The sequence below is a fragment of the Ruegeria sp. CDSA077 genome, assembly GCF_059612265.1.
In genome coordinates this window covers 536,532-560,619 of the sequence record NZ_JBXWQG010000001.1, presented here as the reverse complement: position 1 = coordinate 560,619, position 24,088 = coordinate 536,532, and the positions used below count along the sequence as shown (strand labels likewise).

At 56.6% G+C, this 24,088-nt stretch carries 22 protein-coding genes; 7 read left to right on the top strand and 15 right to left on the bottom strand.

Features of this window, described 5'->3' with window-relative positions; translation table 11 throughout:
- Position 1 precedes the first annotated feature (1 nt).
- From AC2FLE_RS02865 to AC2FLE_RS02825, 9 genes are all read right to left on the bottom strand, one after another.
- The gene (locus AC2FLE_RS02865; protein ID WP_496695122.1) at positions 2-817 is read right to left on the bottom strand and encodes an ABC transporter substrate-binding protein; all 816 of its coding nucleotides are present in this window, start codon (positions 815-817) and stop codon (positions 2-4) included.
- An 18-nt stretch (positions 818-835) separates the two neighbouring features.
- Positions 836-1,570: an ATP-binding cassette domain-containing protein gene (locus AC2FLE_RS02860; RefSeq protein ID WP_496695120.1), complete on the bottom strand. Its 735-nt coding sequence runs from the start codon at positions 1,568-1,570 to the stop codon at positions 836-838.
- Entirely contained in the window at positions 1,563-2,276 is a 714-nt protein-coding gene (locus AC2FLE_RS02855) for an ABC transporter permease (protein ID WP_281994749.1), read from the bottom strand. The genes AC2FLE_RS02860 and AC2FLE_RS02855 overlap by 8 nt, the downstream gene beginning before the upstream one ends.
- A 153-nt stretch (positions 2,277-2,429) precedes the next feature.
- Complete coding sequence (locus AC2FLE_RS02850) at positions 2,430-3,419, bottom strand: ABC transporter substrate-binding protein (protein ID WP_142634376.1); 990 nt, start codon at positions 3,417-3,419, stop codon at positions 2,430-2,432.
- Between the two features lie 60 nt (positions 3,420-3,479).
- A complete protein-coding gene (locus AC2FLE_RS02845; RefSeq protein ID WP_142634378.1) occupies positions 3,480-4,325 on the bottom strand; it encodes an ABC transporter permease in 846 nt (281 codons plus the stop codon).
- On the bottom strand, positions 4,322-5,254 hold the full coding sequence (locus AC2FLE_RS02840) for an ABC transporter permease (RefSeq protein WP_142634380.1): 933 nt from the start codon (positions 5,252-5,254) through the stop codon (positions 4,322-4,324). Before AC2FLE_RS02840 ends, AC2FLE_RS02845 begins: the two co-directional genes overlap by 4 nt.
- The gene (locus tag AC2FLE_RS02835) at positions 5,247-6,041 is read right to left on the bottom strand and encodes an ABC transporter ATP-binding protein (protein ID WP_271946553.1); all 795 of its coding nucleotides are present in this window, start codon (positions 6,039-6,041) and stop codon (positions 5,247-5,249) included. Before AC2FLE_RS02835 ends, AC2FLE_RS02840 begins: the two co-directional genes overlap by 8 nt.
- Positions 6,042-6,095: 54 nt before the next feature.
- Positions 6,096-7,550: a dihydropyrimidinase gene (gene hydA, locus AC2FLE_RS02830; RefSeq protein ID WP_496690715.1), complete on the bottom strand. Its 1,455-nt coding sequence runs from the start codon at positions 7,548-7,550 to the stop codon at positions 6,096-6,098.
- Positions 7,551-7,643: 93 nt separating this feature from the next.
- Complete coding sequence (locus tag AC2FLE_RS02825) at positions 7,644-8,894, bottom strand: Zn-dependent hydrolase (protein ID WP_496695116.1); 1,251 nt, start codon at positions 8,892-8,894, stop codon at positions 7,644-7,646.
- Between the two features lie 169 nt (positions 8,895-9,063).
- Here AC2FLE_RS02825 and AC2FLE_RS02820 point away from each other — a divergent pair, with 169 nt between their 5' ends.
- Positions 9,064-9,672 carry a TetR family transcriptional regulator C-terminal domain-containing protein gene (locus tag AC2FLE_RS02820; protein WP_142634388.1) on the top strand — a complete coding sequence of 203 codons (609 nt, stop codon included), beginning with the start codon at positions 9,064-9,066 and terminating at the stop codon, positions 9,670-9,672.
- 252 nt (positions 9,673-9,924) lie between these two features.
- On the opposite strand, the gene preA is transcribed toward AC2FLE_RS02820, so the two are convergent.
- The 3 genes from preA to AC2FLE_RS02805 all read right to left on the bottom strand — a co-directional run bounded on the left by preA (position 9,925) and on the right by AC2FLE_RS02805 (position 13,399).
- Positions 9,925-11,229, bottom strand: a complete 1,305-nt coding sequence (gene preA, locus AC2FLE_RS02815) for an NAD-dependent dihydropyrimidine dehydrogenase subunit PreA (RefSeq protein ID WP_496695114.1) — start codon at positions 11,227-11,229, stop codon at positions 9,925-9,927.
- 45 nt (positions 11,230-11,274) lie between these two features.
- The gene (locus AC2FLE_RS02810; protein ID WP_496690719.1) at positions 11,275-12,609 is read right to left on the bottom strand and encodes an NAD(P)-dependent oxidoreductase; all 1,335 of its coding nucleotides are present in this window, start codon (positions 12,607-12,609) and stop codon (positions 11,275-11,277) included.
- A gap of 157 nt (positions 12,610-12,766) precedes the next feature.
- Positions 12,767-13,399, bottom strand: a complete 633-nt coding sequence (locus AC2FLE_RS02805; protein ID WP_496695112.1) for a cupin domain-containing protein — start codon at positions 13,397-13,399, stop codon at positions 12,767-12,769.
- A 171-nt stretch (positions 13,400-13,570) separates the two neighbouring features.
- Between AC2FLE_RS02805 and AC2FLE_RS02800 the strand changes: the two genes are divergently transcribed.
- From AC2FLE_RS02800 to AC2FLE_RS02790, 3 genes are all read left to right on the top strand, one after another.
- A complete protein-coding gene (locus tag AC2FLE_RS02800; protein WP_496677799.1) occupies positions 13,571-14,566 on the top strand; it encodes a GT-B fold glycosyltransferase domain-containing protein in 996 nt (331 codons plus the stop codon).
- Positions 14,567-14,638: 72 nt separating this feature from the next.
- Complete coding sequence (locus tag AC2FLE_RS02795) at positions 14,639-15,931, top strand: O-acetylhomoserine aminocarboxypropyltransferase/cysteine synthase family protein (protein ID WP_496695110.1); 1,293 nt, start codon at positions 14,639-14,641, stop codon at positions 15,929-15,931.
- A gap of 3 nt (positions 15,932-15,934) precedes the next feature.
- The gene (locus AC2FLE_RS02790) at positions 15,935-16,651 is read left to right on the top strand and encodes a GNAT family N-acetyltransferase (protein WP_496695108.1); all 717 of its coding nucleotides are present in this window, start codon (positions 15,935-15,937) and stop codon (positions 16,649-16,651) included.
- On the opposite strand, the gene AC2FLE_RS02785 is transcribed toward AC2FLE_RS02790, so the two are convergent.
- On the bottom strand, positions 16,648-17,343 hold the full coding sequence (locus AC2FLE_RS02785; protein ID WP_496695106.1) for an SIMPL domain-containing protein: 696 nt from the start codon (positions 17,341-17,343) through the stop codon (positions 16,648-16,650). The two genes, AC2FLE_RS02790 and AC2FLE_RS02785, sit on opposite strands and share 4 nt — an antisense overlap.
- A 164-nt stretch (positions 17,344-17,507) precedes the next feature.
- On the opposite strand from AC2FLE_RS02785, the gene AC2FLE_RS02780 reads away from it, so the two are divergent.
- Positions 17,508-19,385, top strand: a complete 1,878-nt coding sequence (locus tag AC2FLE_RS02780) for a hypothetical protein (protein WP_496695105.1) — start codon at positions 17,508-17,510, stop codon at positions 19,383-19,385.
- 43 nt (positions 19,386-19,428) lie between these two features.
- Here the strand turns inward: AC2FLE_RS02780 and hppD are convergent, their stop codons facing one another.
- Positions 19,429-20,526 carry a 4-hydroxyphenylpyruvate dioxygenase gene (gene hppD, locus AC2FLE_RS02775; protein ID WP_281994757.1) on the bottom strand — a complete coding sequence of 366 codons (1,098 nt, stop codon included), beginning with the start codon at positions 20,524-20,526 and terminating at the stop codon, positions 19,429-19,431.
- A 146-nt stretch (positions 20,527-20,672) separates the two neighbouring features.
- On the opposite strand from hppD, the gene AC2FLE_RS02770 reads away from it, so the two are divergent.
- Together AC2FLE_RS02770 and AC2FLE_RS02765 are read left to right on the top strand one after the other, a co-directional pair.
- The gene (locus AC2FLE_RS02770) at positions 20,673-21,128 is read left to right on the top strand and encodes an Lrp/AsnC family transcriptional regulator (protein ID WP_142634408.1); all 456 of its coding nucleotides are present in this window, start codon (positions 20,673-20,675) and stop codon (positions 21,126-21,128) included.
- A 19-nt stretch (positions 21,129-21,147) separates the two neighbouring features.
- Positions 21,148-23,028, top strand: a complete 1,881-nt coding sequence (locus AC2FLE_RS02765; RefSeq protein WP_142634410.1) for a monovalent cation:proton antiporter-2 (CPA2) family protein — start codon at positions 21,148-21,150, stop codon at positions 23,026-23,028.
- A gap of 28 nt (positions 23,029-23,056) precedes the next feature.
- Here the strand turns inward: AC2FLE_RS02765 and cobT are convergent, their stop codons facing one another.
- A complete protein-coding gene (cobT, locus tag AC2FLE_RS02760; protein WP_496695103.1) occupies positions 23,057-24,070 on the bottom strand; it encodes a nicotinate-nucleotide--dimethylbenzimidazole phosphoribosyltransferase in 1,014 nt (337 codons plus the stop codon).
- Positions 24,071-24,088: the final 18 nt, after the last annotated feature.

The following is a 24,088-nucleotide window of genomic DNA, read 5'->3' as shown; positions in this document are numbered from 1 at the left end:
CCTATTGGGCGTTGGGAAAGAACAGCTGCTGGCCGTCGAGCGTGTAAGATGCGATGGCCGCCTGCCCTTCGGGCCCGGTCAACCAGTCAATAAAGCGCTGCCCCGAGGCCGCCCGCACTTTGGGATGCTTGTCAGGGTTCACAAGAATAATCCCATATTGATTGAACAGGAGTGGATCGCCCTCAACCATGACCTCTAGGTTTCCCTTGTTGCCAAAGCTCTGCCAGGTCGCCCGATCCGTCAGCGCATAGGCACCCATCCCACTAGCCACGTTCAGTGTCGCCCCCATCCCGGATCCAGTTTCCCGGTACCAAGTGCCCGAAGCGTCGGTCGGGTCGATACCGGAGGTGGCCCAATGGCCCAGCTCCGCCTTATGCGTCCCGCTGTCATCCCCGCGTGAGGCGAAGGGCGCCTTGGCCTTAGCCACGGCGGTCAGCGCCGCGATAATGTCAGTTCCCCCTTTCACTTTGGCGGGATCGGATTTTGGCCCCACAAGGACGAAATCATTGTACATCACGTCCGACCGCTCAACACCCCAACCGTCAGCCACAAATTTCTCCTCGGCAGGTTTGGCGTGAACCAGCAAGACGTCCCCGTCACCGTTGATCGCATTGCGGATCGCCTGCCCTGTACCAACGGCCACTACGCGGACATCAATCCCGCTTTCGGCCTCAAAGCCTGGCAGGATATGGTCGAACAAGCCCGAATTCTGCGTCGACGTGGTTGATTGGACTACAATAAATGGCGTTTCGGCCAATGCGGCTGTAGTGTTCAGGCCAAGCGCTATTACTGCAGCCCCGACGAATTTGCGGATCATTTGAACTCCATATTCTGATTAGGTTACCAGACCACCGGCAACAAACCGGCGCGCGGCGTCAATTGTCGGGGCATCCAGCACTTGTTTGGCAGCACCGTGTTCGACCACGTGTCCGGCCTGCATCATGACGATATCCGCCGCCAGACGGCGTGCCTGACCGATATCGTGGGATACCATGACAATGCGCACCCCTCGGTTCGAAGCGCGCAAGATCATCCGTTCGATCATCTGCGTAGCACCGGGATCAAGCGAACTGGTTGGTTCGTCCAGGAACAAAGTCTCCGGGTCCAGCGCCAGCGCGCGCAGGATGGCCAGCCGTTGCGCCTCGCCCCCGGACAGCGATCTGGCGGACTGGCGCGCCTTACCCTCTAGCCCACCTTCGGCCAGCAATTCGTCGATCCGGGATTTGCGAGTTGCACGGGACATGCCCTGACGCTTTAGCACAAAATCAAGATTGGCTGACACGGACCGGCGCAACAGAACCGGTCTTTGAAACACCATCGCCTGTCGTGATTTGTGATACACATTCAGGGCAATCCCGTCCTGCTGAACCCTGCCGCTATCCGGGACGATAAGCCCGTGCAAACAGCGCAAAAGCAGGCTCTTGCCCGCTCCGTTCGGCCCAAGGATCAAAGTTGGTCCCAGCCCCATCAGGGATAGCTCTGGCACTTGAAGCAGTGTCTTTCCCTTGCGGGAAATCTGTAAACTGTGAACAGAAAGACATTTCACCATCTCGGGCACCAGATCACGCATGGCGCAACCCTTCCTTCTCGGCCCGCAGGCTAAGCGTGCTGACCATGGCGTTTACTGCGATGGCTATGGCAATCAGGATCGCCCCAAGCGCAAGCGCCAAGGCCAAATTACCCTTGGACGTTTCAAGGGCGATTGTCGTCGTCATCACCCGCGTGACGTGATTGATATTGCCGCCAACGATAATAACCGCTCCAACTTCGGCAATCGCACGGCCAAACCCCGCCAGCAATGCCGTAACAAGAGACAGCCGCGCATCCCACAATAGCACCGGAATCGATGCCATCCGCGACAGGCCGAGTGAGCGGAGTTGCTCGGAATATTCCTCGGCCAGCATTTCGACCACTTGACGTGTCAGTGCGGCAACGATCGGGGTCACCAGAACGACCTGAGCAATAATCATCGCCGTCGGTGTGTAGAGCAATTCAAGGACCCCCAACGGGCCGGAACGCGACAGCATCAGATAGACCAGCAAACCAACCACAACCGGGGGCAAGCCCATCAAGGCATTCATCAAGACGATCAGAATCCGCCGCCCTGGAAAACGCGCAACGGCCAAAGCCGCGCCCATGGGCATCCCGATAACGGCAGAAATCAGAACGGCAAAAACAGAGACTTTCAGGGACAACAGAACAATCGCCCAAAGCTCCGGATCCCAATGAAGGATCAAAGCAAGCGCCGACCTGAATTCTGTTGTAAAATCCTGCATTATCTACCCAATATCCCCCATGTTGAACAGTTTGCTATAATTTACAGGTAATTACTATGACAAACGCCCTACAAGTGCAGTCACATTTTCGACGCTTCCAACAAAAAACGCGGCCCCGTTTGGGACCGCGCCATATTCCATCGTGAACCTGACTCAGTTCAGTGCTGCATCCGAAATCTGATGCGTCCAGGCACCTTCGGGTTGTTTGGTGATAACGGGATCAGAACCACCGGCAAGCAGCGTCCCTACAGTGCGCTCAAAATCCGCCGGATCAAGCGATCCGTTGGAGCCCGCAGTCAGCTTGGCAATCTCACCCATCATACGTTTCTGATGCGCTTCGGTCTGGGCGCCAGTCGCGTCATTTTCAAGCACGATATCGGCCGCTTCATCTGGGTTCTCTTCGGCATATTTCCACCCCTTCATCGACGCCCGCACGAAACGTTCCATCTTGTCGACAAATGCCGCGTCGTTCAGGTTCTCTTCAAGAACGTACAGGCCGTCTTCCAGCGTCGCGACGCCCTGATCTTCGTATTTGAATGTGACCAGCTCGTCGGGGCTGACGCCGGAATCTATGACCTGCCAGTATTCGTTATAGGTCATGGTGCTGATGCAATCAGCCTGACGCTGCAGCAGCGGGTCGACATTAAAGCCCTGCTTCAAAACCTCGACGCCATTTTCGCTCTTGCCACCGGTATCAATGCCCAGCTGGCTCATCCAGCTCATGAAGGGGAATTCGTTGCCAAAGAACCAGACGCCCAGTGTCCGGTTCTTAAGGTCTTCTGGTGCGGAAATACCGGCATCTTTCCAGCAGGTCAGCATCATACCCGAGCTTTTGAAAGGCTGGGCAATATTCACCAGCGGCAGGCCCTTTTCGCGCGCGGCCAACGCAGCTGGCATCCACTCGACCGTCACGTCAGCGCCGCCACCGGCAATGACCTGTGTCGGCGCTATGTCCGGGCCGCCTGGCAGAATGGTGACATCAAGACCTTCTTCTTCGTAGAACCCTTTGTCTTTGGCCACGTAATAACCTGCGAACTGAGCTTGCGTGACCCATTTCAACTGCAATGTCACCTCATCCGCCGACCAGGCTGCACTGGCGGCCAGGCTAAAGGCGGCAACCGCCCCGCTGAGTATCTTTTTCATCTTCACATCTCCTAGTTTCAGTTGGCGCCCCATTTTTCATTTTTGGGGTCTGTTGAATTTTTATCCGCGCTGCGATGGGTGCCAGAAGGTCACCGCCTTTTCGATCATGGCCACCAGACCATAGAATGATGTCCCAGCCAAAGCCGCCACTACGATCTCGGCCCAGACCATATCCAGTGAGAGCTGCCCCACGCTGGTTGATATCCGAAAACCCATGCCAAGCGTCGGTGAGCCAAAGAACTCGGCCACGATAGCGCCGATCAATGCAAGGGTGGTGGATATCTTGAGACCATTGAAAACAAATGGCATCGCGGCAGGCAAGCGCAGCTTCAGAAAGCTTTGCCAATAGGTGGCGGCATAGGTCTCCATCAGGTCGCGCTGCATTGCTGTCGCCTCGCGCAGCCCGGCGACGGTGTTCACCAGCATTGGGAAAAAGACCATCACGACAACCACCGCCGCTTTGGAGTGCCAGTCGAACCCGAACCACATGACCAGAATCGGCGCGGTGCCAACAATCGGCAGAGCAGCCACGAAGTTGCCCACGGGCAAAAGCCCAAGGCGCAGAAAATCCCACCGGTCCACTGCAATCGCCATCAGGAAGGCGGCTCCACAGCCGATGATGTAACCGCTCAGCGCGCCCTTGATGATGGTTTGCACGAAATCCATCCAAAGCGTTGGCAAACTGTCCCAGAACCGAATCCAGATAACCGATGGAGCGGGCAGAATGACCAAAGACACCTCAAGGCCGCGCACTAAAAGCTCCCAGATGATGATGATAGTCAGACCAAAGATCAGCGGAGCCAGAAACCGGACCATCCGCGTATCAGCATAGGGCCCGCTGGCCAGGCGGCTGTTCAACCACCATCCCAACAGCCACACACCGAGTGCGCCCAGAATTGGTATCATTGCGCAATCCCCATCCGTTTCAGGACCGACTTTTCAATCAGCCCCAGAAGCCCCACAAGACAGGCCGCCAGAATCGCCGCCGCAAACAGGGCCGACCAGATTTGCACGGTCTGACCATAATAGCTGCCTGCCAGCAGGCGCGCGCCCAGTCCCGCAACTGCCCCGGTGGGCAATTCCCCCACGATGGCCCCTACCAATGAAGCCGCAATGCCTATCTTCAGCGATGTGAACAGATACGGCATCGAGGCCGGCAAACGCAGTTTCCAGAACCCCTGCGCGTGGCTCGCGCTATAGGTACGCAGCAAATCCAGTTGCATCGCATCAGGGCTGCGCAAACCTTTGACCATGCCCACCACGACGGGAAAAAAGCTGAGATAGGCCGATATGACCGCCTTGGGGATGATCCCCTGCACGCCAACGGAATATAGGACCACAATGATCATCGGGGCCAGAGCGATGATCGGGATGGTCTGGCTGACTATCGCCCAGGGCATGACCGACAGGTCCATGACCCGGCTATGTACGATCCCAACAGCCAGCAGAATTCCCAGGCCGGTGCCAATGGCAAAACCCAATATCGTCGCACTCAGCGTCACCCAGCCGTGATAAACCAGCGAGCGCTTTGAGGTGATTTTCTTCTGAACTGTTGTCTTCCATATCTCAACGGCCACCTGATGCGGAGCGGGCAACCGCGGACGATCCTGTTCCCACGTGGCTGGAATGGCAAAGCTATTGTCCAGAACCAGGCTGAATTCGGACAGATCGCGACGATCTTTTGCCGAGGGTGGCTGAACTGTGGCCCCGGCCCGTTCCTGTTCGGTCAGAACGCCTTTGATATTCATCGGAATACAAGCGGCGTACCAAAAGGCTACTATGACGGCCAGTACCGTCAATACAGCCCAGAATGCCTTGAACCCGCTGCTATTCATCCGAATGCCCCGCGCGCAACCCTTCTCGCACCCTATGGGCAACTTCGATGAATTCCGGCGTGTCGCGAATATCGAGCGGCCGCTCTTTCGGCAACGGACTGTCGATCACGTCAGTGATCCGTCCGGGCCGAGGGCTCATTACAACGATCTTGGTGCTCAGATAGACGGCCTCAGGGATGGAATGGGTGACAAACCCAATGGTCTTTTCAGTCCGCGCCCAAAGCGCCAGAAGCTGCTCGTTCAGGTGATCGCGGACAATCTCATCCAACGCGCCAAAAGGTTCGTCCATAAGCAGGATATCCGCATCAAAGGCCAACGCCCGTGCGATGCTGGCCCGTTGCTGCATTCCACCCGACAACTGCCAGGGAAACTTTCCACCAAACCCCTCAAGATCAACAAGTTCCAAAACCTTGTTTACGCGTTCTTCCTGCTCGGCAGCTGTAAATCCCATGATTTCAAGCGGGAGCTTGATGTTCTTGGAAATGGTGCGCCAAGGGTACAGACCCGCGGCCTGAAATACATAACCATAGGCCCGTTTCCGCCGCGCCTCATCCGGAGTCATACCGTTGACGGTCAATGTCCCGCCAGTCGGTGTTTCCAACGCAGCGATGCACCGCAAAAAGGTGGTCTTACCACAGCCGGAGGGCCCGATGAAGCTGACGAATTCTCCCTTTTCGATGGTCAGGTTCACATCCTTCAGAGCGTGGACCGGCCCGTCATTGGTCTGAAAGGTCAGATCCAGTTGCCGCGCCTCGATTACAGGCGGTGCAGCGGTTTCAATATTCATTCCATCCCCTTGAACTTAAACCGTAATAAGACGTGATATCTGCCACATATTCTGTCATACACCGGTTGCTGGAATACCCGTGCGTACCACCGGTCGCGGCGCTGTCAGCTCTTTCCAAGTACTCAGCGCCTTGTTGACGGTTGTATTGGCCTCGCGTTCAACAAATTGGCCATGGCCTTCCTGAGTCCTGATCTCTCCGTCATGCACTGCAACCTGCCCACGGGTCAGAGTAAAGCGCGGCAAGCCTTTGACCTCTTTGCCCTCAAACACGTTGTAGTCGATCGAAGATTGCTGCGATTTCGCGCTGATCGTCTTGCCTTTCTCAGGATCCCACACCACCAAATCGGCATCGGCACCTACAAGAACTGCGCCCTTTTTTGGATAACAATTCAATATCTTGGCGATGTTTGTTGAAGTGACTGCCACAAATTCATTTGGCGTCAGCCGACCAGTGTTCACCCCATGAGTCCACAGCATCGGCATCCGGTCTTCCAACCCTCCGGTACCGTTCGGGATCTTGGTGAAATCCCCCACGCCAAAGCGTTTCTGATCCGTCGTAAAGGCGCAATGGTCGGTGGCCACGACACTCAACGAACCAGATTGTAATCCGTTCCACAGGCTATCCTGATGCTGCTTGTTTCGGAACGGAGGGCTCATGACCCGCCGCGCCGCGTGGTCCCAATCCTGGTTGAAATACTCACTCTCATCCAAGGTCAGATGCTGGATCAAAGGTTCCCCCCACACCCGCTTGCCCTGCATCTTGGCACGCCGAATGGCCTCATGCGCCTCTTCGCACGAAGTGTGCACCACATACAGCGGCACTCCGGCCATATCCGCGATCATGATCGCGCGGTTGGTCGCTTCGCCCTCGACCTGCGGCGGACGGGAATAGGCATGTGCCTCGGGGCCTGTATTGCCTTCGGCCAACAGCTTGGCGCTGAGCTCGGCAACAACATCGCCATTCTCGGCATGCACCATGGCCGTTCCACCCAGCTCGGCAAGACGCTTGAACGAAGCATACATTTCATCGTCATTGACCATCAACGCGCCCTTATAGGCCATGAAATGCTTGAACGTGTTGATACCGCGTGTCTCGATCACCGTCTTGAGGTCATCAAACACCTGCTCGCCCCACCAGGTCACCGCCATGTGGAAAGAATAGTCGCAATTTGCACGTGTCGACTTGTTATCCCAGCGCTTGAGCGCATCCAACAGGCTTTCACCTGGGTTGGGCAGAGCGAAATCAACCACCATCGTGGTTCCTCCGGCCAATGCCGCCCGGGTTCCGCTCTCAAAATCATCGCTGGAATAGGTGCCCATGAACGGCATTTCCAAATGCGTATGCGGGTCGATCCCGCCAGGCATCACATAGCAGCCTGTCGCATCCAGTTCCGTGTCACCTTTCAGGCCCGGCCCAATCTCGGTGATCACCCCATGCTCGACCCTCACATCCGCATGGTAAGACAAATCCGCGGTTACGACGGTCCCGTTCTTGATAACAGTGCTCATATCAATCTCCCTGATGCGGTCTACGCCGCTTGCTTCATCTGGCTACAAATACCTCGGGGGGAGTCGCCCAACGGACGACGGGGGCAGAGCCCCCTATTCCACAATTCCAGCCGTCTCTACGACCGCATGAAACAGAACATCCGCCCCGGCGGCAGCCCAATCCTTGCTGATTTCTTCGGCTTCGTTATGGCTTAGCCCATCCACACAAGGGCACATCACCATCGCTGTTGGTGCAACCCGGTTGATCCAGCAGGCATCATGACCGGCGCCCGAAATGATATCTGTATGAGAATAACCCAACCGTTCAGCCGCATCGCGCACGGCTGCCACGCAGCCTTCATCAAATTGCACCGGATCAAATCCGCCGACCTTCTCGAATTCGATCTGTAGGCCCATCTCATCCACGATATCTTCGGCCGCTACGCGAAGACGATTTTCCATATCGGTGATCACGTCCAGATCGGGCGAACGGAGATCGACAGTAAACACAACTTTCCCCGGGATCACGTTACGCGAATTCGGAAACACATCAATATGCCCTGCCGCACCCACCGCGTGGGGCGCATGGGACCAAGCAATCTCGTCAACCTTTTCAAGGATGCGCGCCATCGCCAATCCGGCATTCTTGCGCATCGGCATCGGCGTAGACCCGGTATGGGCGTCCTTTCCGGTAACTGTAATCTGGGTCCAGCTGAGACCCTGACCATGGGTGACAACGCCGATATCCTTCCCCTCGGCCTCAAGAATGGGGCCCTGTTCGATATGCAGCTCAAAGAAGGCGTGCATCTTTCGGGCACTAACCTCTTCATCACCGCGCCAGCCAATGCGGCTCAGCTCATCTCCGAACTTCTTACCTTCGGCATCCTCACGGTCATAAGCCCAATCCTGCGTATGCATCCCGGCAAAAACCCCCGAGGACAGCATCGCAGGTGCATAGCGCGTGCCTTCTTCATTCGTCCAGTTGGTCGCAACGATTGGATGTTTGGTCTTGATTCCCAAATCATTGAGCGTGCGGATGATTTCCAGCCCGCCCAATACACCCAGAACACCGTCATATTTGCCGCCTGTCGGCTGCGTATCCAGATGTGAACCCACATAGACCGGCAATGCCTCGGGGTCCGTGCCCTCTCGATGCGCAAACATATTGCCCATTTGGTCCAGCCCCATGGTGCACCCGGCCTCTTTGCACCATTTCTGAAACAGCGCGCGACCTGCCGCATCTTCATCCGTCAGGGTCTGACGATTATTGCCCCCCGCAACACCCGGGCCAATCTTGGCCATCTCCATCAGGCTGTCCCACAACCTGTCGCCATTGATCCTGAGGTTCTGCGCCGGAGCTGCCATCCTAGTCTTCCCTGTTGCTTGCGATTTGCTCGCTTTTGGTGTCTTGATTTGACCATCTGGTCAAACTCACGCTATCACGGGTTCGACATCAGTCAAGAAATAGCAGAGCTCGGTGGGAATTTTTGGCATATTCCGCACTTGCGAGCCCAAAAATCAGACAGGCAAAGACATGTCCAAAGACCGCGCACCAACACGAATTCAGAAAAAAAACCGCGCTGCAATTCTAGAAGCCGCTTTGAACGTGTTTTCTGCCTACGGTTTCCGCGGTGCCACCGTCGACCAGATTGCTGCCGAGGCCGGGTTGAGCAAGCCGAATCTTCTGTATTATTTCCCCTCAAAAGAAGCGATTCACACGGCCCTTCTATCTGGCCTTCTCGAGATTTGGCTGGCCCCCCTCCATGATCTCGACGCCGACGGGGACCCTTTGGAAGAGATACGCGCTTATATCCATCGCAAACTGCAAATGAGCCGGGAACTTCCGCGCGAAAGCCGTCTGTTTGCCAATGAACTGGTCCAGGGTGCGCCACGCATACACGATGCATTGTCCAATGATCTCAAAACTTTGATGGATGAGAAGACCGCAATCCTTACGGCCTGGATGGAACAGGGTAAAATCGCGCGCCTCCATCCCTACCACCTTATTTTCTCCATCTGGGCTTTGACACAGCATTATGCGGATTTCGATGTCCAGGTTCGGGCCATTCTTGGCGACGAAGACCCATATGAAGGTGCTGAACCGTTTATCGACACGCTCTACCGCAAATTGCTGGCGCCTTAGGTTTTCGTTAGCCGGAACCCGCTCACCCTGAGCCTAGGATGACGCTACTCTTTTCTTCCCTGTCCACACACAGGTGCCGTGGTAAGGCTTTCGTTGGGTGGGTAGAGCGAGAAGTGGGACATAAGGCGTTCCAAGACTAAGTGAGGAGGCGCGGATATCATCTGATCCGCACCGCCACCAAATATGTCGCAAACTGCCACAACGCCCCCCATCGACATCCTGTTCTAAGAAGATTCGACGAATTTTCTTGGACTACTCGGCGGCTTTCGCCATTGGATTGTTGGGATGGGTTGTCCAGTTGCTATATTCGGGCTGCACTTCCTGTCCCGTGCGCGGGTCGATTTCGCCAGCGTCCATCGGCACCATGGAAATACATCCCTCGACCGGGCACACATCCACGCACAGGTTACAGGCCACACATTCGTCATCCATAACCTCGAACACGCGCTCTTCGGACATTGAAATGGCCTGGTGGCTGGTGTCTTCGCAGGCGGCATAGCAACGGCCACACTTGATGCACTGATCCTGATCAATCTTGGCCTTGGCGACATAATTCAGGTTCAGATATTGCCAGTCGGTCACGTTCGGAACCGCAAGACCGACAATTTCCGAGACGTCCTGATACCCTTTTTCATCCATCCATTTCGACAGACCCGCCGTCAGTTCGTCAATGATCTTGAACCCATAGGTCATCGCCGCCGTGCAGACCTGAACATTGCCGCAACCCAATGCCATAAACTCTGCTGCATCGCGCCAGGTAGTCACACCGCCAATACCCGAGATCGGCATTCCGTTCGTTGCCTGTCCACGCGAAATCTCGGACACCATCGACAGGGCAATCGGTTTCACCGCAGGGCCACAATAGCCGCCGTGGCTGCCTTTGCCGTCAATCGAGGGTTCAGGGCTGAAGCTATCCAGATTGACACTGGTAATCGAGTTAATCGTGTTGATCAGCGATACCGCATCCGCACCACCATTCTTTGCGGCTTCTGCCGGCTTGCGGATATCAGTGATATTCGGCGTCAGTTTCACGATGACCGGTCGGTCATAGTATTTCTTGCACCAGCGCGTCACCATCTCGATATATTCCGGCACCTGCCCTACGGCCGCCCCCATCCCGCGCTCGCTCATTCCGTGTGGACAGCCAAAGTTCAGTTCGATCCCGTCGGCACCGGTTTCGGCAACACGCGGCAGGATAGCCTTCCAGGCTTCTTCCTCGCACGGCACCATGATCGAGGCGATCAGGGCGCGATCTGGATAATCAGACTTAACCCGCGCCATTTCTTCAAGGTTTACCTCTAATGGGCGGTCTGTAATCAGCTCGATGTTGTTCAGACCCAACAACCGACGGTCTGCGCCGTAGATCGCCCCATACCGCGGGCCATTAACATTGACGACCGGTGGACCTTCGGACCCGAGTGTTTTCCACACGACCCCCCCCCATCCGGCCTCAAAGGCACGGCGGACGTTATATTCCTTGTCCGTCGGCGGCGCAGATGCCAGCCAATATGGGTTGGGGCTTTCAATTCCCAGAAAGTTCGATTTCAAATCAGCCATTTATCCGGCCTCCCTGATGCTTGCAGGCATCTTGATCATTGAGTTTCACGCAATCAGACTTGCGTGGATATCCATCGCGGCATCGCGCCCCTCGGCCACTGCGGTCACGGTCAGGTCATCCCCGCCTGCGGCGCAGTCGCCTCCGGCCCAGACCGCTTGTACCGATGTGCGCCCGGCGCCCGTGACGGCGATCTTGTTCCCGTCCAACGTCAGCCCTTCGGGCGCTCCTTCCAGCGTCTGACCTATTGCCTTCAGCACCTGATCGGCAGGCAGGCGGGTTTTCTCGCCGGTGCCCTTCAACTGACCGTCATGGCTGGCAGTATACTCCAATTCGATCTCGGCGGCTGCCCCGTTGCCGTGTACGGCTACGGGCTGAACATTGGTCATGATCCTGACGCCGTGCGATGCGGCCAGATCCTGCTCATAGCGGCTGGCACCCATCGCCTCGCGTCCGCGCCGGTAGGCGATGGTGACGTTTTCCGCGCCCAGCAATTTCGACTTTACAGCTGCGTCAACCGCGGTCATGCCGCCTCCGATGACGACGACATTCCGCCCAACGGGCAGCTCAGCCAGATCGGCCGCCTGACGCACATCCGAGATAAAGTCGACCGCGTCGCGCACGCCGGTCAGATCCTCGCCGCCCGCCCGCAATGCATTCACACCTGTCAGACCGATGGACAGGAAAACCGCATCATAGTTGTCAACAAGGCCATCCAGCGACAGGCCCTCGCCCAGAACCGATCCGGTCTCGATGGTGATGCCGCCGATCCTCAGCAACCAATCGATCTCAGCCTGAGCGAAATCATTGGTCGATTTATAGGCGGCAATTCCATATTCATTCAGACCGCCGGGTTTTGGGCGGCTTTCGTGAATGACCACATCATGCCCTAGCATCGCCAGCCGATGCGCACAGGCCAGCCCTGCGGGCCCTGCCCCGATCACGGCCACCGTTTTGCCGGTGAATGCGGCGCGCTGGAACGGATGGTCGCCCGATGCCATAACGCTGTCAGTAGCAAACCGCTGCAAACGCCCGATCTCGACTGGCGATCCTTCGGCGGTTTCGCGTACGCAGACTTCCTCGCACAGCGTTTCGGTCGGACAAACACGGGCGCACATGCCACCCAAGATATTCTGACCAAGGATGGTTTCACCCGCAGCTTCAGGCTGACCGGCCTGAATCTGGCGCATGAACAATGGAATATCAATGTCTGTCGGACAGGCCGTCACACACGGCGCGTCATAGCAGAAATAGCACCGATCCGCGGCCACTGCGGCCTCATGCGGGGCAAGTGGTGGATGCAGATCCGTGAAATTCGAGGTCAGCTCATCGCTGGAAAGCCTCCCGGAGACTATGCCGGGGACCATCTGGCCCTGTGCCATCGCTCTACTCCCTGTAGATATGTTGTTATGGCCTCAGCTTGGCACAATCTGATTTTTTATCAAATGGTAAATTTTGCCAAATGGTCAAAAAATGAATAACCAGGCCGAAACACCCGGTTTTTTACTGTACATTGCTGGTTTTTTGGGCCGGAACCGCTCAGATCATCTGTGACAGGTGCCCGGATTTGATCCAAATTCGCGCGCCCTCTGCTCCTGCCAAAGCAGTGGAACGCGCACCTGGCGGTAATCTCAACCAGTCCCAGGCTGAAAATTCTTCGTCGGATTCCTGCACCGAACCTGCGATGACAAACAACTCCAACCCATCGACTGCATCCAGATCCAGCTTTTCGCCAGGTGACAGATTCAATACGCGAACATCTTCGCGTGAGTCCTTGAAAAGCTGAAGATTCGAATCCCCAGTAATCGACCGACGAATTTCGGTCCTGTCCTCAGGGTCAAACTGGTGCAGTTTGACTAGTATCGTCGCGCCTTCTTTTGCCGAAGGCGTATGGGAAGACGTCGGAGGATTGCGCACATAACTACCTGCAGGAAAATCACCGGTCTCGTCCTGAAACACACCGTCCAGCACCAGATACTCCTCTCCTCCATCATGCGTATGGGCGGCAAAGGCGCTTCCTGGGGCAAAGCGGACAATCGTGGTGGCGCGGGCGACCTCTTCCCCGATCCGGTCCAACATCTTGCGCTCGACACCTGCGGCAGGTGACGCAATCCAGTCGTTCCGGTCGAAATGCACAGCAACACGTTTTGTGAAATCTGCGTTAACTCTCATGCGGCTTCTCCTGTTTGGTCTGGTCTCTAGATGGTTGCGCAAGTCCTGAATTCAAAATTCAGATGCATGATCTATGATCACATCTGGTTTTGTGCCACGTCTCTACCTAGTGTACGCCCAACCAAAATTCGAGCAGTGCTGGCCCAACGCCACGAACCCGAGAGACGCCCGATGCAGACCGCCAACAATAAATTCAATATCGTGGTCATCGGCCAAAACAATCGGCTGCAATACGAGGCACTGCTGTTTGCAGCCTCGTTACGACACAGCTGTCCCGATTTCGCTGGCCGCCTGTTTGTAGCCGTTCCTCAACCGGGGGCCCGATGGTCACAGGATCCCAGCATTCAGGATGAGGATGTCCTGAAAGCGCTACATCAGCTTGGGGCCGAAATTCTACCGTTTGAAAACCGGGCTTTCGGTGGAAGCTATCCCTATGGAAACAAGATCGAAGCACTGTTGGCCTTGCCCGAGGGGGAACCGTTTGTCTTTTTCGACAGCGATACGCTTGTCACCGGAGACCTGAATAGTGTGCCCTTCGATTTTGACCGCCCCGGTGCCTCGCTGAAAGTCGAGGGAACATGGCCGCGCCCGACCCTGTATGGTCCGGGGTATGACGGTATCTGGCGCGCCCTGTATGAGCGGTTCGAACTGGATTTCGACAGCTCATTGGACAAGGCCCAACCAGCCGAATACTGGCGGCGCTACCTGTATTTCAATGCGGGTTATTTCTTTTACAGATGCCCACGCCAGTTCGGCGAACGGTTCCTGGAATATGCCTGCACCATCCGGGATGAGGATATCCCGGAACTCGCAGGCCAAACACTGGACCCATGGCTGGATCAGGTCGCATTGCCGCTGGTTATCCATGCCCTTGGCGGCGGCCGCGACGCACTGCCCACTGGCCTGCTGGACGGGTCGGTCACGTGCCACTACCGTCTGTTTCCTCTGCTGTATGCCCGCGAAAGCGACCATGTGATCGAGGTTCTGGAAACTGTGGTTGCGCCCAACAAGTTCAAGAAAGTGCTCAAGGGCTATGACCCAATAAAGAAACTGGTGCTCCAGCGCAAAGGGCACAAAATACGCGAGATGTTCGATCGCGAAAACCTGCCTCAGCGCGAGCAGGTCATTCGCAACAAGATCAAAAGCAAAGGTCTATGGATGCGCTGACAGCAATGTTGTGCGCACGCGTCCAATCGCCTAGAGATTCTGCAACACATAGCCCAACAGGAGATTTTCACCATGTCTGACGGCCCCACCTACGGTTTCGACACGCTTCAAATTCACGCAGGCGCACGCCCTGACCCGGCAACAGGTGCGCGTCAGACGCCGATTTATCAAACAACGGCATATGTGTTTCGCGATGCAGACCACGCGGCGGCTCTGTTCAACCTGCAGGAAGTCGGCTTTATCTATTCCCGCCTGACCAATCCCACCGTGGCGGTTCTGCAGGAACGCGTGGCAACGCTTGAGGGTGGCGTTGGAGCAGTTTGCTGCTCGTCCGGTCATGCCGCCCAAATCATGGCACTGTTCCCGCTGATGGGACCTGGCTGCAACGTGGTGGCCTCGACCCGGCTGTATGGCGGCACGATCACTCAGTTTAGCCAGACGATCAAACGGTTCGGCTGGTCTGCCAAGTTTGTGGATACTGACGATCTGGATGCTGTGAAGGACGCGATCGACGAAAATACACGAGCGGTGTTCTGCGAATCCATCGCCAACCCGGGCGGCTATGTCACCGATATCCGCGCACTGGCGGATGTGACGGATGGCGCCGGCATTCCGCTGATCGTCGACAACACCTCGGCCACACCCTATCTGTGCCGCCCGATTGAGCACGGCGCGACGCTGGTTGTGCATTCAACCACCAAATACCTGACCGGCAACGGCACTGTCACCGGCGGCTGTATCGTGGATTCGGGCAAGTTCGACTGGTCCGCGAATGACAAATTTTCCTCGCTCAGCCAGCCGGAACCGGCCTATCACGGGCTGAAATTCCACGAAACATTCGGTCCGCTGGCCTTCACATTCCACGGCATCGCCATCGGCCTGCGTGATCTGGGCATGACGATGAACCCACAGGCGGCGCATTACACGCTGATGGGGATCGAGACCCTGTCTTTGCGAATGGAGCGTCATGTAGAGAACGCGCAAAAGATCGCAGCCTGGCTAGAGGCCGATGACCGCGTGGACTACGTAACCTATGCGGGCCTGCCGTCGTCGCCCTATCACGACCGGGTCAAGACGCATTACCCCAAAGGGGCCGGTGCGCTGTTCACCTTCGCGGTCAAGGGCGGCTATGACGCCTGTGTCAAACTGGTGAACGCGCTGGAGATCTTCAGCCATGTGGCCAACCTGGGCGACGCGCGGTCGTTGATCATTCATTCGGCCTCGACCACCCACCGTCAGCTGACCCCGGAACAGCAAGAGGCCGCAGGCGCCGGTCCCGGCGTTGTTCGGGTTTCCATTGGCATCGAAGACGCCAACGATCTGATTGCCGATCTGGATCAGGCGCTGGCCAAGGCAACGGCCTGACAAATGGCTGGGCACGATACCAACGATCTTGGCCAACCCATCGGCCGGCCGGTTTCGGGCAAGTTTCCGCGCCCGACGCCGCCTTATACACCGATGGAAGGTCAATACTGCTCGGTCGTACCCCTTGATGTGAACAGGCATGCGCCCGGTCTGTACCGGGCGTTTGCCAATGACACTGATGGGCGGAACTGGACTTATCTGCCCTATGGCCCATTCGAAAGCGAAGAAGATTTCGCCGCCTGGACCCGCGCGTCCTGTATGGATGCCGATCCCATGTTCCACACAGTGCTAGACGGTGATGGCACCCCGATTGGCATGGCCTCGTTCCTGCGGATTGAACCTGCGGCCGGTGTGGTCGAGGTTGGGCACATCCATTTCTCACCGCTATTGCAACGCAGCCCGAAATCCACCGAGACGATGTACCTGATGATGCGCCGCGTGTTCGACGAGCTGGGGTATCGCCGTTATGAATGGAAATGTGACGTTCTGAATGCCCCGTCCCGCAGCGCAGCCCAAAGGCTGGGCTTTACCTTCGAGGGCATCTTTCGGCAGGCCACCCATTATAAGGGGCGCAACCGCGATACGGCCTGGTACTCGATCCTCGATACAGAATGGCCGCGCATCCGCTCTGCTTTCAATGCCTGGCTTTCACCAGATAATTTTGATCAGTCGGGCCAGCAGCGGCAATCCCTGATGGCCCGAACCAGCGACACATCCTAGTCGGAAATCAGAAATTCCATCGACACGTTGACCGAGACCGAAATCTCGCCCCCGGAAACCGGAACGCCGCCCTCAGCCGCCATGTTCATTGCACGCATTTGAGGCATGGGATTGAACCCTCCGGCCTGTTCGCGGATCATCTGAACCGGACCCAGCGTGACTTCGGCCGCCTGTGCCAGTTGGTTGGCCTTTGCCCGCGCCTCACCGACAGCTTTGGCCCGCGCCTGTGCCTCGAGCGGTGCAGAATCCTGAATTCCGAAACTCAGCCCGCCGAAATTGTTGGCCCCGTCGTCAATGACCGCATCCATGATGGTACCCAACTGCGACAGATCGCGAACACGCACCACGACGCTGTTGGATGCGACAAAGCCGGAAATCTCGGGCCGCTCTCCGCTAGAACTGTTCCGCCCAGACCATACCGGCGACAAAGACAGATCACGTGTTTGCACATCACGGGTTTCGATCCCCATCTCATCCAGTCGAATCAGAATTTTGGTCACCGCGTCCGAAGTCGCCTGCATCGCATTTGATGCCTGTGCATCTTCGTTTGTTACACCCAGGGTAATGGTGGCCATATCCGGGGCCGCATGCACCATGCCTACCGCATCAACAATGATGCGACGTTCTTCCGCAGTTGCCATCCCTACCGACGTCATGGCCAGCACAGCGGCCAGAAAAGCGATTTTCTTCAATATCTTCCCTCCAATTATCCTGATTTCAACATGGGGCTGCACCGGGTCACGGGGCAAGAGGAGACGCAGGCTTTTTCTTTCCCTCGGCGAGATCCTGCTTTAATGTCGGTCTGCGGACGAGGCATCGTTTGCATTGCAACTGACAATTATGGTTCCTCCGGATTATGAAACCCGCTTTTGCGCTGTCCATTTCTACAACCGGAATTTCTTTGCATCACAATTCCGATGGCGACTGGTTCGCCATAGGTGAGGTGTCGTTGGATGCCTCCAACTTGGAAGAGCAGTTGAAAGTGCTTCGGGACAAGGGGTTTGCGCTTGAAAATGACCTGAGTTGCAAGGTCGTCATCCCAAGGGATCAGGTCAAATTCATCAAAGTCGATACCGCCCGACCATCCTTCGAAGACACCGAACAGGCTGTGCAAAACGCTGTATCCGATGCCACCCCTTATGACCTGACAGAGCTGGTATATGTCACGGCAGATGACGGGGCGACCACATGCGTCGCCGTCGTTCCACGCGATACACTGGAGGAAGCTCGGGGGTTTGTGCTGGGATACGGATTCGTTCCGGTCGCGTTCAGCGCTGCATATGAAACAGATGACTTTCCGACCGAACCGTTTTTCCCGCTTGGGGGCGCGCCTGCGACCACAAACGCGCCCAAAGTGATCGCCACAGACCCCGCGCAGGATAGTCCGGTTGTTCACGCGATCGCCGATTCTACCGCTCCGACCAGCTTTTGGCCTGTCCAAAAAGTGGCCGCACCTAACTGGACCTCTCTGCCATCAGTGCGAATTGCAGCGGCGGTGGCTTTGATGTTGGTGGCCGGTGGCATATGGAGTCTTTTCAGAGAAGACAGCCCTGCCCCTGCCGATTCAGAACTGGCCCTGCTGGACGAAACAATATCCCAACTCGAGCCGAGTTCTGGACCTGTCGAGCCTGCAGAGACACCCGCAGCACAGGCCGAAGTCACAGTGCCCGAGACCGCAGAGCCAGAAATGGCACCGACCTCTGAATCAGAGCCCGAGCTGTCTGCAACCGACCAGGCCATTCTTGAGGCGCTGAACGTTGCGCCCGCGTTGGTAGGCGAGATCGAGCTTGAGCCTGAACCTCAGTTAGTTCCGACACAGCCGGAGATCGAAATCACGTCACCGGGCCTTTTGATAGCGCCAGCGCAGGATCCGCAAATTGAGCTGTATCTGGCCTCCAAAGACGACTCGAATCTGTCGCGTGATGCAATCGCATTGCCGCCAGTACACACATACGACACCGACCTGCCATTTGATTTCGAACCACTTTCAACCGCTGCCGGGGCTAGGTTCAGCCTTGATGAGCGCGGGCTGGTAATACCAACCAAAGAAGGCGTCTTGAACCCGGACGGGGTGGTTGTCTATTTGGGAACACCTTCAAAAACTCCCCCTCCATCGGCTTTGGTCCGGTTGGAAAAGGCACCTGTTGAAGAAGTGGTCGACAACAGGCTGGCGACATTGCGACCGAAATCAAGGCCCGAGAACCTGGCCGAAAATTTTGAACGGCAGCGGCTTCAAGGGCGTACATTGAAGGAATTGTCTGGAATTCGCCCGAAACCGCGCCCGGAATCCCTGTTGCGTGCCCCGCCGCCCCCGGAATCGACTGAGCCCCTTGCGGAAATGAGGGTGCCGCGCCCCAAACTCCGACCGGCCGGACTGACTCGGCAGGCCAGTGCAGGTACTGCGACTTTGGGTTCGGCAGCTGGAATTGAACAGCTCAACAATGAGGTCGGAACGTTCCAGCCCAAAACCACAGCGCCCAAAATCCCATCCTCGGCTTCGGTTGCACGGCAGGCCACAATCGACAATGCAATCAACCTGCGGAAACTGAACCTGATCGGGGTTTACGGCAGCCCATCCAATCGCCGCGCATTGGTTCGGCTGCCCAGCGGCAGGTACAAAAAGCTTAAGATCGGGGACAGGCTTGACGGCGGCAATGTCATTGCTATCAGCGACAATGAATTGCGCTATCAGAAACGCGGGCGAAACGTGGTTCTCAAGATGCCACGTGGTTAAGAGGCGGCCTGCGCGGGTGACCACGCAGGATTACCTTCTTGCATCAAGCTGCTGAAATTTCTCCACTTTCAATCTGCTCTCGCTCGATGGATTCGAACAGCGCCTTAAAATTACCCTCGCCAAACCCATCGTCGCCTTTGCGCTGAATGAACTCGAAGAAAATCGGTCCGATGACCGTTTTCGAGAAGATTTGCAGCAGAATCCGGGTCTCACCACCGTCCAGAACGCCCTCTCCATCAATCAGAATGCCGTGCTTCATCATCCGGTCCAACGGCTCTTCATGATCGACCACGCGGGTTTTAGACAACTCATAATAGGCTTCGTTCGGGCCGGGCATGAACTTCAGCCCCTTTTCGGCAATCGCATCGGTCGAGGCATAGATATCCTCGCTGCCCACAGCGATATGCTGGATGCCCTCGCCCTTGTATTTCTTCAGGTAGGAAACGATCTGCCCGGTTTCGCCGCGATCTTCGTTGATCGGAATGCGGATACGCCCGCATGGAGACGTCAGCGCGCGGCTAAAAAGACCGGTGAATTTGCCCTGAATGTCAAAAAAACGGATTTCACGGAAGTTGAACAAATCACCATAGAACTTGAACCACTTGTCCATATTGCCCTTGTAAACATTGTGGGTCAGGTGATCGAGATAATAGAACCCATCCCCCCGAGGCTTGGACTGTTCGGTCCATGTGAACTCCTGATTATAGGGCGATGTTTCGTAATATTGATCAATGAAATAGATCAACGATCCGCCAATCCCCTTGATTGCAGGCACATTCAGTGTCTTGTCTGCCGCGTCATAAGGTTCAGCCCCTTTCGCTACAGCGTGCTCATAGGCTTTCTGCGCATCCACGACGCGCCATCCCATCGCCGGAGCACAAGGGCCATGCTCGCCCACGAACCGGGCAGAATAGCTGTCGGGATCTGCATTCAGGATGTAAGTCACATCACCCTGTTGCCACAACTCAATCGCAGGCTTGTCCTTGTGGTGACCTACCAGTGCGAAACCCATCTTTGCGAACAGATCGCGCAGCTCTTGCGGCTCGGGATGTGCGAACTCGACAAACTCGAACCCATCGGTTCCGGCGGGGTTTTCATCCGATATGATAGATTTCGGGGCGTTGTGAGGGAAAGGACCCATGGCGCGTCTCCGTTAATACAGGAATTTATTTGCTGATTTCAAAATACGTCTTAATCGGCACTTTTTTCGCGCATAGTTTTCCAATAACTTAAAGGGGCGCGCGTAAATTGCGCATAAGATTGGCCAATCACGGAGTTTTTCCGCACATGCTTGATTCCACTGATACGCGCCTGCTGTCAGCGCTGCAGAAAAACGCCCACCTAACAGCACACCAACTTGGAGAGATGTTGAACCTGTCGCCCAGTCAGGCTGGTCGCCGGCGCCAACGGCTGGAAGCTGAAGGGTATATCACCAGCTATGTCGCACGCCTCGATCCTCTAAAGTTAGGGTTGCAGGTGCAGGGTTTTGTTCAGGTTCATCTGAGTACGCACGGCCCCGAGCAATCTGAAGGCTTTGCCCGTATGGTCGAAACACGCGCCGAAATCACCAGCGCATGGACAATGACAGGTGAGGCCGATTATTTACTACATGTCTATTGCGACGATCTATCCGCGCTTAATCGCTTGCTTCATCAGGTAATCCTTCCACATCCTGCAGTGGCTCGGATACAAAGCCAAATCGTTATGGATCAGCTCAAACGCGACGCCCCCCTGCCCACCTGAGCGCATTGAAAGGACGATCATGGACAACTTCCTTTACCAGGCGACGATCTATCTGGCTGCGGCTGTGATCGCCGTGCCGCTTTCGGCGCGTCTGGGACTGGGCTCTGTACTGGGATATCTGGCCGCGGGCCTTGTCATAGGGCCGTTGTTCGGATTGGTGGGGGCGGAAACGGAAAACCTGCAGCATGTGGCTGAATTCGGCGTAGTCATGATGCTGTTCCTGATCGGACTTGAACTGGAACCGCGCGCTCTTTGGGATATGCGGGACAGGCTTTTGGGGCTTGGCGGCCTCCAGGTGCTTTTATCGACCGCAGTGATCGCCAGCGTCGCCATGTATGCAAATCATCCATGGTCCGTTGCCCTGGCAGTGGGGCTGACGCTTTCCCTGTCATCAACTGCGATTGTTTTGCAGACCCTGTCGGAAAAGGGCTTGATGAAAACGAACGGAGGACGGGCGACCTTTTCAGTACTGCTGACTCAAGACATCGCGGTCATACCAATCCTGGCACTGCTTCCACTGCTGGCTCTGCCTGCCATTCCCCAGATTGCAAATGACGGATCTATCAACCGCATATCCACGGGGCACCACGGCGCGGCGCATCATAGCTTGTCATTGGTCGAGGGGTTGCCAGGGTGGGCGGTAACGCTTGTCACCATTGCCGCGATCGGTTTCGTCATTCTCGCCGGAGTGTACCTGACCAGGCCCTTGTTCCGCTTTATTCATGCGACTCGCCTCCGCGAGATGTATACGGCGCTGGCGTTGATGATTGTGGTTGGCATTTCCTTCCTGATGACGCTGGTTGGCCTGTCACCCGCTCTGGGCGCGTTTCTTGCAGGTGTGGTGCTAGCCAGTTCCGAGTTCCGGCATGAAATGGAGAGCGACCTAGAGCCGTTCAAAGGCCTTTTCCTTGGTCTGTTTTTCATCACCGTTGGCGCGGGCATCGATGTCGCCTATTTCTTTGACGACCCCTTCGACCTGATCGGACTGGCCCTGTTGGTAATCTTGGTCAAAGGGATCATTCTGTTCCTGGTTGGCCGCGCATTTAAACTGCGCGGGCGCGATCACTGGCTGTTTACACTGGGGCTGGCGCAAGCGGGTGAGTTCGGCTTTGTCCTGCTGGCGTTTTCGACCCAGCAGAATGTGATTCCAGGGGATCTGTCACAAAAACTTCTGATGATCATTGCGCTGACCATGCTGATCACGCCGCTTTTGTTCATCATTTATGATCTTCTCTCGCGCCGGATGGGGGATGGCACTCCGGCACCCGAACCGGATGAGATCGACGAGAAAGGCCCGGTCATCATCGCCGGGATCGGGCGATTTGGTCAGATCGTCAATCGTCTGGTGCAGGCAAGCGGGTTCAAAACCATCGTTCTTGACCATAACATCGAAACCATCCAGCTGATGCGTCGCTTTGGCGTAAAAGGGTTCCTGGGGGATCCGACCCGTCCGGAATTGTTGCGCGCGGCCGGCCTTGAAAAAGCATCTGTTCTGGTGGCTGCGATGGATGATCGCAAGAAGGTGACGCGTCTTGTCGGCTATGCGCGCCGCCAGCGCCCAGACCTACACATCGTCGCGCGGGCACGGGATCGGACCCATGTGTACGAGCTGTATCAAGCCGGCGCGAACGACATTGTGCGCGAGACATTCGATGGCTCATTACGGGCCGGGCGATATGTGCTCGAGAATGTGGGTCTCAGCGAATACGAGGCAGCGCAGGCCGAACAGACTTTCTACCACCATGATCGCATGTCGGTTCGTGAACTTGCAGAGCTCTGGATTCCCGGGCTGCCCACCGCCGAGAACAAAAAATACATCGAGCGTGCGCAGCAGCTGGAAAAAGACCTTGAGACCGAACTGCTGGAATTGGCGGAAGAAAACGACAAAAAATCGGCCTGACCTTCAACTGACGGTCAGGCCGCGCGGATCAACCGTCCGAGACGCCAGCTTCGGCAAAGGTCGCCATGCCGGAATGACAGGCAACAGCGCTTTTGAGGATATTGATCGCCAGCGCCCCGCCAGAGCCCTCACCCAGTCGCAGCCCCAGCTTCAGCAAAGGCTCTTTACCGAGCTTGGCCAACACAGCGCCATGCGCACCTTCCGCGCTCTGGTGCCCGGCGATCGTGTGATCCAGCGCGCTCTCTGAAAGGTCAGACAGGCACGCGGCGGCCGCTGAGCAGATAAAGCCATCCAGAATAACCGGAATGTGCAGCGCGCGTGCGGCGGCAATGGCTCCGGCCATAGCGGCGATCTCGCGTCCGCCCAGACGGCGCAGAATCTCTAGCCCATCGCCCGAACCGGCATGTAGCGTAACACCTTCGGCCACCACACGGGTTTTGTTTGCTAATCCCGCATCATCGACACCTGTTCCGCGACCAGTCCAATCGCCCGCCTGACCTCCGAACAAGGCGCAAGCAATCGCCGCTGCGGGGGTCGTGTTGCCGATACCCATTTCACCAACAACAAGAAGATCGGCGTCTGGTCTGACCGCAGTCCACCCGGTGCGCAGCGCCTGCAACAGGTCGTCCTCTGACATAGCTGGACCTGATGTGAAATCCGCGGTCGGTCGTTCAAGCTCCAGCGCGTGGACATCCATCGTTGCCCCAGCCGCCTTGGCCAGCTGGTTGATGGCCGCCCCGCCATGTTCAAAGTTCAACACCATCTGCACGGTCACTTCCGGCGGAAAGGCCGAAACACCCTGTGCTGTGACACCGTGGTTTCCGGCAAACACGATAACCTGCGGCGAGGTGATCTGCGGGCGGGCATCCCCGCGCCAGCCTGCATACCAGATTGCCAGGTCTTCCAACCGACCAAGCGCGCCCGGAGGTTTGGTCAGCTGCCCATTACGGTCAGTCGCCCCTTGCACAGCGGCATCATCGGGCCCGGAGGCTTGCCGGACAGCTTCGCGGAAAGAATTCAGATTGTTAATTTCGGGCAGCATCCAAAGCCTCGTTGCATC

Bases quoted from the DNA above. Each gene is read 5' to 3' on its own strand.
- hydA (WP_496690715.1), bottom strand. From the start codon at position 7,550: ATGAGCACTGTTATCAAGAACGGGACCGTCGTAACCGCGGATTTGTCT.
- AC2FLE_RS02825 (WP_496695116.1), bottom strand. From the start codon at position 8,894: ATGGCAGCTCCGGCGCAGAACCTCAGGATCAATGGCGACAGGTTGTGG.
- AC2FLE_RS02835 (WP_271946553.1), bottom strand. From the start codon at position 6,041: ATGAATATTGAAACCGCTGCACCGCCTGTAATCGAGGCGCGGCAACTG.
- AC2FLE_RS02820 (WP_142634388.1), top strand. From the start codon at position 9,064: ATGTCCAAAGACCGCGCACCAACACGAATTCAGAAAAAAAACCGCGCT.
- AC2FLE_RS02810 (WP_496690719.1), bottom strand. From the start codon at position 12,609: ATGGCACAGGGCCAGATGGTCCCCGGCATAGTCTCCGGGAGGCTTTCC.
- AC2FLE_RS02800 (WP_496677799.1), top strand. From the start codon at position 13,571: ATGCAGACCGCCAACAATAAATTCAATATCGTGGTCATCGGCCAAAAC.
- hppD (WP_281994757.1), bottom strand. From the start codon at position 20,526: ATGGGTCCTTTCCCTCACAACGCCCCGAAATCTATCATATCGGATGAA.
- AC2FLE_RS02805 (WP_496695112.1), bottom strand. From the start codon at position 13,399: ATGAGAGTTAACGCAGATTTCACAAAACGTGTTGCTGTGCATTTCGAC.
- AC2FLE_RS02845 (WP_142634378.1), bottom strand. From the start codon at position 4,325: ATGATACCAATTCTGGGCGCACTCGGTGTGTGGCTGTTGGGATGGTGG.
- AC2FLE_RS02765 (WP_142634410.1), top strand. From the start codon at position 21,148: ATGGACAACTTCCTTTACCAGGCGACGATCTATCTGGCTGCGGCTGTG.
- cobT (WP_496695103.1), bottom strand. From the start codon at position 24,070: ATGCTGCCCGAAATTAACAATCTGAATTCTTTCCGCGAAGCTGTCCGG.
- AC2FLE_RS02790 (WP_496695108.1), top strand. From the start codon at position 15,935: ATGGCTGGGCACGATACCAACGATCTTGGCCAACCCATCGGCCGGCCG.
- AC2FLE_RS02860 (WP_496695120.1), bottom strand. From the start codon at position 1,570: ATGCGTGATCTGGTGCCCGAGATGGTGAAATGTCTTTCTGTTCACAGT.
- AC2FLE_RS02840 (WP_142634380.1), bottom strand. From the start codon at position 5,254: ATGAATAGCAGCGGGTTCAAGGCATTCTGGGCTGTATTGACGGTACTG.
- AC2FLE_RS02850 (WP_142634376.1), bottom strand. From the start codon at position 3,419: ATGAAAAAGATACTCAGCGGGGCGGTTGCCGCCTTTAGCCTGGCCGCC.
- AC2FLE_RS02795 (WP_496695110.1), top strand. From the start codon at position 14,639: ATGTCTGACGGCCCCACCTACGGTTTCGACACGCTTCAAATTCACGCA.
- AC2FLE_RS02855 (WP_281994749.1), bottom strand. From the start codon at position 2,276: ATGCAGGATTTTACAACAGAATTCAGGTCGGCGCTTGCTTTGATCCTT.
- preA (WP_496695114.1), bottom strand. From the start codon at position 11,229: ATGGCTGATTTGAAATCGAACTTTCTGGGAATTGAAAGCCCCAACCCA.
- AC2FLE_RS02770 (WP_142634408.1), top strand. From the start codon at position 20,673: ATGCTTGATTCCACTGATACGCGCCTGCTGTCAGCGCTGCAGAAAAAC.
- AC2FLE_RS02780 (WP_496695105.1), top strand. From the start codon at position 17,508: ATGAAACCCGCTTTTGCGCTGTCCATTTCTACAACCGGAATTTCTTTG.
- AC2FLE_RS02865 (WP_496695122.1), bottom strand. From the start codon at position 817: ATGATCCGCAAATTCGTCGGGGCTGCAGTAATAGCGCTTGGCCTGAAC.